Genomic DNA, 12,872 nt, shown 5'->3' on the forward strand with positions numbered 1-12,872 from the left:
CTTGTGATGTTAAAAAGGTTTTATATTTCGCATCTTGGCATTTTTTATATGCTTTTTGCTTGCTTTATGTTTGCTGTTACTGGCGCATTTGCAAAGTATCTTAGCAAAGATATGCCATCTATCGAAGTTGTATTTTTTAGAAATTTAATAGGCCTTTTTATCGTTATTTATGCCATTTATAGATTTCCATTTAAACAAGCTGGTGGACGCTTTTTTTTGCTAATGTTTCGTGGCTTTGTGGGCACGGTCGCGCTTTTTGCTTTTTTTTACAATGTCGCTCATGTAAATTTGGCCACAGCTTTTACATTTCAAAAGACAAATCCAATCTTTACGGCTATCCTCGCAGCCTTTATTTTCAAAGAGCGTCTAAGCTCACTTGGCTGGTTTGCTGTATTTTTGGGATTTGGTGGAATTTTGCTTGTTATCCAGCCAAATTTAGGCATAAGCAAGACTGATATTATCGGTGTTTGGAGCGGCCTTGGTGCGGCGATCGCATACACAAGTGTAAAGGAGCTAAACAAGAGTTACGGCACAAATGTTATCGTACTAAGTTTTATGCTTTGGGGCTCGTTTTTGCCACTTATTTGTATGGGTTTGGCAGAATTTTTCACCTATGAGCCACTTGATTTTTTGTTTTCAAAATTTAGCATGCCAAGCTGGTATAACGTTGTTTTTATCTTGCTAATGGGACTTAGTGGATATTTTTTTCAGTCGTACATGACAAAGGCGTTCGCGGTTGGCAAAAAGGCTGGAGTGATCGCTGCAGTTAGCTACGCAGACGTTATTTTCACACTTATTATTGGCTATTTTATGGGCGATGCGTTACCAAATCACCTAGCACTTGTAGGCATCATACTTGTCGTGGTTAGTGGAATTTTAGTTGTTAGAGAAAAATAAAGGAGAAAAAATGATACTAATAGCAGGGCCTTGCGTCGTAGAAAGCGAGCAGCTCGTTTTTGACGTGGCAAAAAGGCTGGTTAAATTTAACGAAGATAAGCGAATAGATTTTTATTTCAAATCAAGCTTTGACAAGGCAAATCGCACGAGCATAAGCTCGTTTCGCGGACCCGGACTTGAAAAAGGGTGCGAAATTTTAGCCAAGGTCAAAAAGGAATTCGGTTTTAAAATTTTAACCGATATCCACGAGAGCTACCAGGCCACGCCTGTTGGCGAAGTGGCCGACGTGCTGCAAATCCCGGCGTTTTTGTGCCGCCAAACCGATCTGCTCGTGGCCGCGGCTAAGACAAAAGCCGTGGTAAATATCAAAAAAGGGCAGTTTTTAGCCGCCTCTGCGATGAAGCATTCGGTCAAAAAAGTGCTAGAAACAAGGGGCATTAGTGGCGATGGATACGAGGTCGCTAAACAAAACGGCGTGTGGCTAACTGAGCGAGGCAGCACCTTTGGTTACGGAAACTTAGTCGTAGATATGCGAAATTTGGTGCTAATGCGCGAATTTGCGCCCGTGATTTTCGACGCGACGCACAGCGTGCAGATGCCAAGCGCTCTTGGCGAAAAAAGCGGCGGAGACGCGAGATTCGTGCCGTATCTAGCACGAGCTGCGGCGGCTGCGGGCGTGGACGGATTTTTTTACGAGACGCACGTAAATCCTTGCGAGGCGCTTTGCGACGGACCGAATATGCTAAAATTGGACGAACTAGACGCGAATATCGCTCAAATTTTTAAGATAAAGCAGGCTCTTGGCGATGCAAACTAAGGGCTTTTTGTGGGTGCTAGACGGCGCGGTCGCCGAGTGCGGCTGGGCGTACGGGCTAAAACACGCCCAAGATGCCGTAGGATTCGCGCTTACTGCTGCGTTAGTATGCGTTAGCTTCGTATCGTTTATGAAGGCTATGAAATACTTGCCCGTTAGCGTCGCATATACCGTATTTGTAGGATTTGGAGCGTTTTTTATCGTGGTCGCCGAAAGCGTTAGCGAATACAGCTCAAGCGGCCAGACGCCGGATGCTTTGCGGCTATTTTTCATAGCGACGCTGATCGCGGGCGTGCTAGGGCTAAAGAGGCTAAAATCTTGACGCACGTTTTAGCTCTTTTGGCGGCCGGGTGCTGCGAGGTCTCGGGCGTGTTTTTTCTAACCAAATTTCAAAAAAGCTTCGGCGTGAAAAAAGCGGGGAATTTTTTGATCTTAGTCGCAAATTTCGCCATTTCTCTTTGGCTTTTGAGTTACGCGATGCAGGCGATGCCGATGTCGGTAGCGTACGCGATCTGGACGGGCATGGGAGCTGTTGGGGCGGTGCTGGTTGGCGTGGTATTTAACAACGAAAAGGTAAATTTAGAAAAAGCCCTCTTTTTATCGCTCGTCATCATTAGCGTGGTGATGTTAAAGATCATTTAAGTGCTAAATTTAGAAGCATAAATATCAAGTTAATTTGGCAAGATAAAAACAGATTTTTAAAATATATAACTTCAAAATTTATTTACTTAATATATTCTAAAAAAATAATATCAAAACCAATTTTAAGAAGTTTTTATATTAAATATTATTTTTTACAAAATATTGATTTTTAAATTCAAAATAAATTTATACAAATAGCAATACACTTTCAAACTAGTTTTAAATTCAAGGAGATTTTATGAGAATTTGTAGAATTTTGTTTGTATCTAGTATAGCATCCAGCTTTGTCTTTGCATCACAAGATATGCTACTAGAAGGTGTTGTTGTAAGTGCGGCTGGTATATCATCGAAAAAAACAGAGCTTAGTAAAAGTGAGTTAAAAAAGGGTCAAATTTTCTCTGAGCGAGATCTTGTGCGAAACGAAACTGGCGTAACTGTCACAGAAGGCGGTAGAAGTGGTAATAATGGATATGCTATACGAGGTGTAGATAGCGATAGGGTTTCTTTAAAGATAGATGGAATGGAAGCCGTTGAGAGTTTTATGCCCCGCTCTTATAATATTTTAGGGATTTTAAATGGAAACCGAAATAGCACCGAGCTTGAAAATATAAGCAGTGTAGAATTTGTAAAAGGTGCAAATTCATTAAACAAAGGTAGTGGCGCAATCGGTGGTAGTGTTAGTATGCAGACAAAAAATATTGATGATTTTGTAAGAGATGGGCAAAATGTTGGTTTTTATAGTAAAAGCGCATATGTATCAAAAAATAGTGAATTTAGACAAGTTGCAGGTGCAGGCGTAAAAGCAGGCGGTATCGAAGCACTGTTTCAGCATACGTATAAGCGTGGCAAGCAGACAAAGAATTTTTACAGTGGAAAGTTAGATGATGTGCCATTTTGTGGAATGGGGACTAGTATGGAGGATTCATATTTGGCAGATAAATACCCAGAACTTTGCTCTTTTGGTAGAATTTTACCTGATGATGTGAGATTTCGCACACACTCGAATTTGATGAAATTTGGCTATAGGGTTGACTCGCATTTTTTAAATACATCATATGAAGACTTTAGGCAAAACTATTTTACAGAAGAGAAGAGTAATAGTACCGCAACACTTAATAGAAAGCAGACAAGAGATAGCATCCCTTACAAAAGATATGGAATTTACTATGAGTTTGTACCAGATCATGATGCTTTACTAAGTAATTTAAAGGTAAGCTTTTATAAGCAAAGAGTCCAGCAGAGGTCAAATTTCACAAGATATCATGCAAACTATCCAAACGACATGCAATACAACTCAAGTTTTGATCAAAAAGATAGCTATGAATTTTTTCAAGATAAAAAACAGCTTGATATAAGCGGCATGAGTGGTGACATTAATGTAGGTAAATTTTCTCACATCTTGAGTTTTGGTCTTGGTAGGCATATCTCTACCTTTAAAAATAAAAATTTACAACTTAGACAAAGTTTTAATACAAAATGGAGCGGTAGTGGTTTTATCGTAGATCCAGCAAATCCTTTTAAGCCGGTTAAGGCAACGGACGTAACCTTTGCTCAGCCAGTAAAAAGCACTCTTGAATATGCTTTTCTGGGTGACGATATGGGCTTAAACGAAGTCTTAAGTCTAAATTACGGAGTTAGACTTGATAGATATGTTTATAAACCCAAGCAAGCAAATATTGCCTCTGGTGCAGGATATAAAATGGTCACAACACCAGAGCTACAAAAAAGTAAATTTAAAGCTATTACTTACAATGCAGGAGCCCAGTATGATATAAATAACAATTTGAGTGTTAACTATGCGTTTAGTACCGGTTTTCGTGCACCAAGAGTCGAGGAGATGTATTTTGATACGCCTAGGGATAGTACAAGATATGTTAGAAATTTGGAGCTAAAACCAGAAAAAGCCTTTAATCATGAAGTAAGTTTATTGTCATCAGGTCAGAGTTATGCGCTTGCTCTTAGTGCTTTTTATTCTAAATATAGAGATTTTATTGATACTGATTATGATGTTGGTATTGATGAGATAGAAGAACTTGATTTTGATACATGGGAGCTTGTAAAAAAATACAGTAAAAAAAGTCTCGATTTTAAACATGTAAATGTCGGTAGAGCTACCGTCAAAGGCTTGGAGCTAAATTCACGTGTAAATGGGAATGCACTAAATTTAAGTGAAAATTTATATGCAAGCTTAAAGGCGACTTATGCGCGTGGCAAAAAAAATGATGGAACTTCACTTATGGCTATTCAGCCGTTTACTGCAGTAGCTGGACTTGGGTATAGTGATAATAAATTTGATCTCTTGCTAACTAGTAAATTTGTAGCAGCCAAAAAAGCAAAAGATGCGGTTTCAAAAATACCACCAAATTTTTCTCAGATAATCGTCGATAGAGATACAGGCAAAGTGACTGGTACAACTCAGCCAGAAGCACATAAATTCCTAAGTAAAAGCTATTTTGTCTTTGACTTAACTATGGGTTATAAGATCAGTAAAAATTTCAGCATCAATGCAGGCGTGTTTAATATTTTTAACAAAGAGTATTCTACTTGGGAAAATTTAAGACAGCTTAGATATAACGGTAACCAAAGCTATGTTAAATTTGATGGTACCGGACTTGAGCGATATACTGCTCCTGGTAGAAATTTTAGCGTTTCTTTTGAGATTAGATATTAGCTTTAGTTTAAATAAGATTTTGATAAACTAGGCAAAAATCTAAGGAGAAATCAATGAAAATAATCGAAGGAAATTTGGCTCTAAAAGGCGGTGAGAAGGTCGCCATAGTGGGCGCTAGGTTTAACCACATCATCACTGATAGGCTGGTCGAGGGTGCGAGGGATGCGTTTTTGCGTCACGGCGGGGATGAGGCGAATTTGAGCCTCATTTTGGTGCCTGGCGCATTTGAGATACCGATGGCGCTTGAAAAGGCGCTAGCTAGCGGTAAATTTGACGCAGTTTGCTGCGTGGGAGCGGTTATCCGCGGCTCTACGCCTCACTTTGACTACGTTAGCGCCGAGACTACCAAGGGTATCGCAAACGTCACGCTAAAATACGGCAAACCGGTGACCTTTGGCGTGCTAACGGTCGATAGCATCGAACAAGCCATCGAGAGAGCGGGCTCAAAGGCCGGAAATAAGGGCTTTGAAGCGATGACGGGCGTGATCGAGATGCTAAGCTTATATAAAAATTTGGAGGCGTAAAATGGCGACTCGTCATCAGGTCAGACAAGCCGTCGTTTCGCTACTATACTCAAACGAGATAAATCCGGTAACTGCTGCATTTGAAGAGGAATTTTTAGAAGAGAAAAAGATAAGAAACGAGCGAAAAAGTGAGGCGCAGCAGACTTTTAAAGAGGTGCTCGCAAATAAAGAAAAACTAGATGAAATTTTAAAGCCATATCTAAAAGACGGCGATTTTAGCAAAGTTGGTGCAACCGAACTAGCAATCCTTAGACTCGGACTTTATGAGATGAAATTTAGCCAAACGGATAAGGCTGTTATCATAAACGAAGCGATCGAGCTTGCGAAAGAACTTGGAAGTGATCAGGCACCAAAATTTATAAACGGTGTACTTGATAAGCTAAAGGGCGATCTGTGAGGCTCTGCGTCGCACTTGATATGGCTAGTCGTGAAGAGAATTTAGCCCTTGCTAGCGAGCTAAAAGGGCTTGATCTTTGGCTAAAAGTGGGGCTTAGAAGCTATCTTAGGGATGGGGCAAAATTTATAGAAGAGCTAAAAGGACTTGGAAATTTTAAAATTTTCCTCGATCTAAAGCTCTATGATATCCCAAATACGATGGCAGATGCGGCTGAAGTCGTCTCAAAAATCGGCGTAGATATGATAAATGTGCATGCTAGCGCTGGTGAACGCGCGATGAAGACAGTTATGGATAGGCTAGCTGGTCTTGGAAGCCGTCCTTTGGTGCTCGCAGTATCGGCACTTACTAGCTTTAGTGAGAGCGAATTTGACGCTATTTATAACGATACGATTGCAAGAGCTGTTAGAAAATTTAGCCACATGAGTTTTGAAGCAGGGCTTGACGGAATGGTCTGTTCTGTTTTTGAAAGCAAGCTCATTAAAGATGTAATAAATGATAAATTTATCACACTTTGCCCTGGTGTTAGGCCTTTTGGAGAGAGTGCTGGAGATCAAAAAAGAGTAGCAAACTTAGTGAGTGCAAAGCAAGAAGATAGCGACTTTATCGTTGTTGGTAGGCCGATTTACGAAAATGCGAATCCAAGAGAAATTTGTGAACGAATTTTGGAGCAAATTTAAAATTTGAACTTGTGTGAAGTGGTTTTAACTAAGCTTTTTTACAAAATGTTGCGTGAAGATGACATCAAAGCGAAGTGAGGAGCTAAATTTGAGTGATTTTAAGAAAATCCTCTTGTTGGCTGAGCGGCTAAAGCGTATCTACTAGCACTTGGTTAAGGATATCGCTTTACTAAATGGCGCGGATCATAGCAAGATGTTCGAGTGCACAAAGGCGTTTGGTCGCGGTAGCGATAGGCGTTTTTATATGTTTTATCGTATGATTTGCTACTACGCCAATACGCCGCACCTAGACAAAGCCAAGCTAAAATGGTGGCTTTGGAAGGACTAAATTTATAAATTTTTGTTTTAAATTTTCTATCTGAGGTCTGCAATTATGAAATGTAAATTTAAGCAAGATATCAGCGGCGTTCAATTATAATGCGATTTCTTTTTATGGACAGATGGGTGAGTGGCTGAAACCACACCCCTGCTAAGGGTGCAGCTCTTAATCGGGGCTCGAGGGTTCAAATCCCTCTCTGTCCGCCACTGCTTATAGATAATTATAAATTTTTTATTATTGTTTAACATTATTTTTTAAATATCTTTATATAAAATTTTCTGCGTTAGAAAATTGCTTACCTAGAAAAAATTTTAACTATAAGTTTGTAGATTTTAGACTGATGATTTATTTGAAAATTTATAAGTAAAAATTTTTATAGTGATCACACATTTTTTAAAAAAATATGATTTTTGGTTATATTGTTGTTTCAAACTAATTAAAAAAATATCTTAAATTAAGTTTTTTTTATTATAAAAAAATATTATATTTTTGCTTAATTAATTATATTGATAATCAAAAAAAGCTATTTTTTTGATAAAAGCTTATAATTCGCTTTTTACAAACTATTGACATTTGGAATTTATATATTTATTTAATATATTTTTTTCTTAAAAGATAAAATTTCTCATATAAAGTTATATCTTATAAAGATAGTATATAATCACGTAAAAATTTAAATAATACAAAAATAATAATAAGGAGTAATCTTGGCTAAAGAAGCTGGAGTAGTAAAATTTATTAGTGGCAAGGCAGTTGCTATCGATCAAAACGGAAATGAGAGAGAGCTAAAAGTAGGTGACATCCTTTATATGGGAGAGAGCATCAAGACAAGTGATGCCGCTGATAAAATAACAATCGTTTCAAATAATGGAAAAGAGATTACGATTGTAGGCAATGATACACTTGCTTTAAATCAAAGTACTATAGGTGCAGAAGGCTTGGCAGATGTTAGTGATTTGCAAAATGCTATTTTAAATGGCGGAGATCTAACAAAACTTGAAGAGACTGCTGCTGGTGGAAACACTGCTGCTGGTGGTGGAGATGGTGTTAGCCTAAGTGACGCTAAATTTGCTGAGGGTGGACACTATTCAAACATTAATGCAACATATAGAAATTTAAGTGATACAAACAGAGCTTTTGCATCATACGATAGCTCAATAGGCGGCTACAGAGATGGCAATGATGGCGATGATACTATAATCCCAGGTACGCCAACTGTTAAATTTATAAATGATATAAATGGTAACCACACTTTAAGCAGAGTAGAGCATGGAAATGATACAAATATAAATACATCTAAAGTTCTTATCACTGTACCAAATGACGGCACAGTAAGAGCTGGCGATGTGCTAAAAATCACTGTAACTGACCCAAATGGCAATGAAACTACAACAAACGTAACCATCACTCCAGCTATCATAACTAATGGCTATCCAATAGATGCACCTGTAGAGCCAGGTAAAAACTCAAAAGTAGAAGCAAGTATTACAAACTTCCAAGGCAACACTAGCGGTAGCAGTGAAGATCACGTAACTCCTACAAAATCAAGCGTAAGTATTGAATTTACAGAAGATAAGAGCCCAGATGATGGATTTTTAACATATACAGAAAATAAAAATGATGGTAAACAAAATGAGTCGCCAGTAACTATAACTGCAACAGACGTTATCCCTGGCGATATTCTTCACGTTACTCTAACAAAACCAGATGGTACAGTAACACCTTTACCACCTATAACCATCAATGCTACTGACATAGTAAATAATACTTTTACTAAAATAATCTCTGACATGCCAGTTGCTGAGGATAAAATTTCAAAAGTAGAAGCTTATGTTACTGATAGTACAAATTCTAACATTTGGAAGAGCGATATAGCAACTGATGAAGTAACTCCAGATGTAAGACCGACTTTAACATTTACTGAAGATGGTGACAACAATGGCTTTCTAACAGATGCAGAAAATAAAGGAACAGATGGAAATTTTAGAACTTCACCAGTAGATATAACTCTTCCAAAAGATGTAGTAGCAGGCGATAAGATCGTTATAACTTATACTGATCCTTTGAACCCTACAGGACCAAAAAAAGATTTGAAAATCGACCTTACTGATGAAATGATTACAAATCACAAAGTAACTGGCATTGAGCTTCCGATATTCCCAGGTGTGAAGACTGAAGCTAGCGTTCATGTTGTTGATAAAGATGGCAACCAAAAGAGTGAAGAGTCGGCTCCAGATAGTGTAACGCCTCAAACTATAAAGATGGATATGAATTTACCAGAACAACAAACTCTTCATGAAATTTCAAGACAAGAGAGCGTTAGTAACTATAAAAAAACATATGCTGGAGAAGAGATAGATCTAGGCGATCAAAAAGTAAATCACACAACCGCAAAGATCACATTACCAAACAGAATTGTTAATGGCGATATACTTACACTTCATGTAACTAAACCTGATGGAAATACGTATGATAGAAATTTCAAGATAAACGTGAATGAGAAAGGTGTTATAACAAGCGTAGATGAAATTGATAATGCAGGTCATGTTATTGGTAATTATAATACTGCAAATAAGAATTTCTTTAAAGAAGACACCAATCAATGGGCTATTAAAGTAGATGGTTTTGAGCTAGAGAACGGAAAAGATACAAAGATAGAAGCTAAAGTTACGCACCCAACACATCCAACAAATCCAAATTTACCTACTGAAGAAGATATAGAATCAGCTAGATTAGAGCATGTAAAAAAACCAGAAGTTATTTTTGAAGAGGCTGGTGGTGCAAAGACTATGACTAGAGAGCAAGCTATCAGTGACCATGACCTTAACAGCACGACAGTTACTATTAAGCTTCCTAAAAATGCTGTAAATGGGGATAAAATAAATGTGACTATAAAAAATCCAGACGGAACTACCCAATATAAACACTATACTGTTGAAAAAGATGCTACTGGCAAGCTAGTTGGTATAAAAAATGATGATAACCCTAGTGACCATGTAACTATAAAAAATGGCAATAGTTTTGAAATACCTAATATCAAAACAGCAACTGGTGTAAAAACCGAGGTAACGGCTGAAATAGTAGATAACGATGGTAGCATCCAACATTCTGAAAGTTCAAATAGCGTTATGATAGCTGGTTTAAATGATATGGCTGTAAGATTTATAGAAGATGGTGATCACAATGTATCTCTAACAAGAGCTGAGAGCATGAAAGATGGCAACCTAAAAGAAACTACAATCGCAGTAAAAGTACCAAATAACGTTATAGCTGGCGATGTTGTAAATGTAACAATAAACAATGGCACTTCAACTGAGACTAAAACTTATAAGGTTACAGGTAGAGATCATGGTAAGATCACACTAGAAGATACTTCTACTCATCCTCACACTTCTATAACCGCAAGTGATAAAAATGAGATAGAAATTTCAAACGTGAAGATCATTGCTGGCAAGACCATCAATGTAACCGCAGAGACTACTGATGCAAGTGGTGGTAAAAAAGCTGAAGCACAAAATCACAACACTCTTGAAAAACTTCACGATGATATGAAAATCACTTTTGATGAAGATAATAATAAAGATGGGATTTTAAGTAGCACAGAAATTGGAACTACTACTCCTGATGCAACTATCAAATTACCTTCAAATTTTGTTGATGGCGATAAGCTTATAATAAACAGCAAAGTAGGCAATAATAGCGCACCTGAGGAAATTTATACAATACACAAAGAGAGCAATGGCGTTGTTACTGTTACAAATGATAATGGAGGTACCCCTTTAACAGTAAATGGCAATGAAGTTAAATATCCTCTAGCAAATTTACAAAATGGTGAAAAGACTATCATCACTGCTAAAGTAACTGGTGCTGCTGGCGATGTGTCAGAGACAAAGAGTGACATCATTCTTGATACAGGAAACGGCTCTGGAACAAGATTTAGACTACTTATCAATGAAGATAAAGATAGAAATGGCGTACTTGATAGAGAAGAAGCTATGACAGATACACATCTAAATAAAACTTCTGCTACACTTGAGATCCCAACTACCGTAAATGTAGGTGATACTATAGCAGTTAGTGTAAATGAAGGAACTCCTAAAAATTATACAGTTTTTTCAAATGATGGTACTGATGTTGTTATAAAAGATGCAGATGGTAATACCGTATCTACGCCTGGCAATAAGCTGCAAATTCCTGGTATTGCTCATATAGGCAAAGATCATTTAGCTAAAGTAGATGTTACTATTAGGGATCATGTAACAGGTAAAGAAGAAAAAGCAACCGCTGAAGCTAAACTAGAAACATTTGACGCTACAAATTTAAAGGTTAATTTTATAGAAGATGATGCAAGCAGAGATGGCATTATAAATAGAGATGAAGCTGTGTCAGTTGATGGGGTAAAAGTAACAACTATAAGCGTTCAAGTGCCATATAATGTTATAAGCGGAGATAAAGTATCAGTAACTATCAATGAGCCACAAGCTAATGGCACTATGGCGTCTAGAACTTTATCTTATACTGTTTCAAAAGCTCCTAATGGTGATATATCACTAGTAGATGCAAATAATGTTTCCCATCCTTTACGCAATAATACTATTGAGATTAGTGATGTTAAAATGCTCCCAGGTCAAGACACCACTGCAACTGCAACTATAACAAATGCTGCTGGCGATATGTCTGCAACTAGCAAAGAGGCTAAAGCACAACTTGCTCCACTAAGCGAAGTAGGACTAAGCGTAAGCATAGCTGATGATAAAAACGATGATGGTGTGATCTCAAGAGATGAGTCAGGCAGTAATACTTCAAAAGTAAAAGTTTCTATCCCTGGAAGTGTGATAAAAGGCGATAAGATAGATGTTGAGATAACAAATCCTGACAACTCTAAAGTAACTAAACATTATGAAGTTGATGATAAAGATGTCAATGGCAACATAACATTAAAAGAAGTAGTAGGCTCTACTACTACCTATATCCAAGTCTCTGCAAATCACCCTCTTGAGCTTGATGCAGCTATCGCAGTTGACAAAGACACAGTAGCAAAAGTAACTCTAACTGATACATTTGGTGAGTCAGTGAGTACGACAAAAATAGATCAGGATGGTAATGAGATTAATGTTAAAGCACATGCTGAAATCGATGCTATGAGAGGTATCATGTTTAATAAAGATATACAAACCTCAGAAAGCGGTGAAAAAACTACTACTGCTAAGTTCTTCTTGAATGAAGATGCTAGAGCAGGAGATAAAGTAGAGATCAAATACACTGACCCAAATGATCATAGTCAAACAAAGACAACAGAGTATGAGATAAAACCAGGTGATATAAGCAAAGGCTTCTTTGAGCATTCACTTGATATCGATACAAGATCAAGTGCTGGTTATGATCTAAAAGTAGAAGCTACTCTTAAAACCCCAGGCGACTTACATTCTAAGACTTACGAGACTGATCAGTCATTTCATATAAATGCTAATAGCTATACGATCAAATACGATGATGATGCAAGCAAGACTATGAAAGGTGGTGATAGCAATAATGACACTTTAGTAGTTGATGGACATGGACAAACGATTGATTTTAGTAATGTGGATGACCTTGATGCTAAAGTCGAAAGCTTTGAAAATATCCAACTTAAAGGCAACTCTGAGATCAAATTTGATGCAAAAGCTATCTTTGACATCACTGATAGTCTAAATACTGTCCTTAAGATAAAAGGTGCTGTTGATGAGCATGGCAACTCAACTACAAAAGTTCATCTAGACCACAAATGGGATCCTGACTCTAACTACGATGCTAGCGGCTTTAAGGGCTACTCAAGTAAAGATCAAGTAGATGGACATACTATCCATATACAAATAGAAGACAAGATCCAAACCGATCTTTAATCCCCAAAATGAGTGCGTAAATTCGCACTCATTCCAAACTCAAACTCAC

Annotated in this window: 10 protein-coding genes and 1 tRNA gene; all 11 read left to right on the top strand. The window is 37.6% G+C overall.

What is annotated here, in order from left to right; genetic code table 11:
• Positions 1-6: 6 nt before the first annotated feature.
• Entirely contained in the window at positions 7-897 is an 891-nt protein-coding gene (locus G5B98_RS01785; protein ID WP_196086999.1) for a DMT family transporter, read from the top strand.
• Positions 898-907: 10 nt separating this feature from the next.
• The gene (gene kdsA / locus G5B98_RS01790; protein WP_196087000.1) at positions 908-1,714 is read left to right on the top strand and encodes a 3-deoxy-8-phosphooctulonate synthase; all 807 of its coding nucleotides are present in this window, start codon (positions 908-910) and stop codon (positions 1,712-1,714) included.
• Entirely contained in the window at positions 1,704-2,033 is a 330-nt protein-coding gene (locus G5B98_RS01795) for a DMT family transporter (RefSeq protein ID WP_196087001.1), read from the top strand. Before kdsA ends, G5B98_RS01795 begins: the two co-directional genes overlap by 11 nt.
• Positions 2,030-2,353 (top strand): DMT family transporter, encoded by a 324-nt coding sequence (locus G5B98_RS01800; RefSeq protein WP_196087002.1) that lies wholly within the window; start codon positions 2,030-2,032, stop codon positions 2,351-2,353. Before G5B98_RS01795 ends, G5B98_RS01800 begins: the two co-directional genes overlap by 4 nt.
• Positions 2,354-2,591: 238 nt before the next feature.
• Positions 2,592-5,024: a TonB-dependent hemoglobin/transferrin/lactoferrin family receptor gene (locus G5B98_RS01805; protein WP_196087003.1), complete on the top strand. Its 2,433-nt coding sequence runs from the start codon at positions 2,592-2,594 to the stop codon at positions 5,022-5,024.
• A gap of 53 nt (positions 5,025-5,077) precedes the next feature.
• Entirely contained in the window at positions 5,078-5,548 is a 471-nt protein-coding gene (ribH, locus tag G5B98_RS01810) for a 6,7-dimethyl-8-ribityllumazine synthase (protein ID WP_021090940.1), read from the top strand.
• A gap of 1 nt (position 5,549) precedes the next feature.
• Positions 5,550-5,945, top strand: a complete 396-nt coding sequence (gene nusB / locus G5B98_RS01815; protein ID WP_021090843.1) for a transcription antitermination factor NusB — start codon at positions 5,550-5,552, stop codon at positions 5,943-5,945.
• Entirely contained in the window at positions 5,942-6,622 is a 681-nt protein-coding gene (gene pyrF / locus G5B98_RS01820; protein ID WP_196087004.1) for an orotidine-5'-phosphate decarboxylase, read from the top strand. The genes nusB and pyrF overlap by 4 nt, the downstream gene beginning before the upstream one ends.
• A gap of 148 nt (positions 6,623-6,770) precedes the next feature.
• On the top strand, positions 6,771-6,950 hold the full coding sequence (locus G5B98_RS01825) for a Pathogenicity locus (RefSeq protein ID WP_232524604.1): 180 nt from the start codon (positions 6,771-6,773) through the stop codon (positions 6,948-6,950).
• Between the two features lie 106 nt (positions 6,951-7,056).
• A tRNA-Ser gene (locus G5B98_RS01830) sits at positions 7,057-7,147 on the top strand.
• A 501-nt stretch (positions 7,148-7,648) separates the two neighbouring features.
• On the top strand, positions 7,649-12,823 hold the full coding sequence (locus G5B98_RS01835) for a retention module-containing protein (protein WP_196088178.1): 5,175 nt from the start codon (positions 7,649-7,651) through the stop codon (positions 12,821-12,823).
• The last annotated feature ends 49 nt before the right edge of the window (positions 12,824-12,872 follow it).

Source organism: Campylobacter concisus (genome assembly GCF_015679985.1).
Classification (GTDB): Bacteria; Campylobacterota; Campylobacteria; order Campylobacterales; family Campylobacteraceae; genus Campylobacter_A; species Campylobacter_A concisus_AC.

Coding starts and splice junctions, on each gene's coding strand:
- G5B98_RS01785 (WP_196086999.1), top strand. CDS start 7: ATGTTAAAAAGGTTTTATATTTCGCATCTTGGCATTTTTTATATGCTT.
- G5B98_RS01805 (WP_196087003.1), top strand. CDS start 2,592: ATGAGAATTTGTAGAATTTTGTTTGTATCTAGTATAGCATCCAGCTTT.
- G5B98_RS01795 (WP_196087001.1), top strand. CDS start 1,704: ATGCAAACTAAGGGCTTTTTGTGGGTGCTAGACGGCGCGGTCGCCGAG.
- kdsA (WP_196087000.1), top strand. CDS start 908: ATGATACTAATAGCAGGGCCTTGCGTCGTAGAAAGCGAGCAGCTCGTT.
- nusB (WP_021090843.1), top strand. CDS start 5,550: ATGGCGACTCGTCATCAGGTCAGACAAGCCGTCGTTTCGCTACTATAC.
- ribH (WP_021090940.1), top strand. CDS start 5,078: ATGAAAATAATCGAAGGAAATTTGGCTCTAAAAGGCGGTGAGAAGGTC.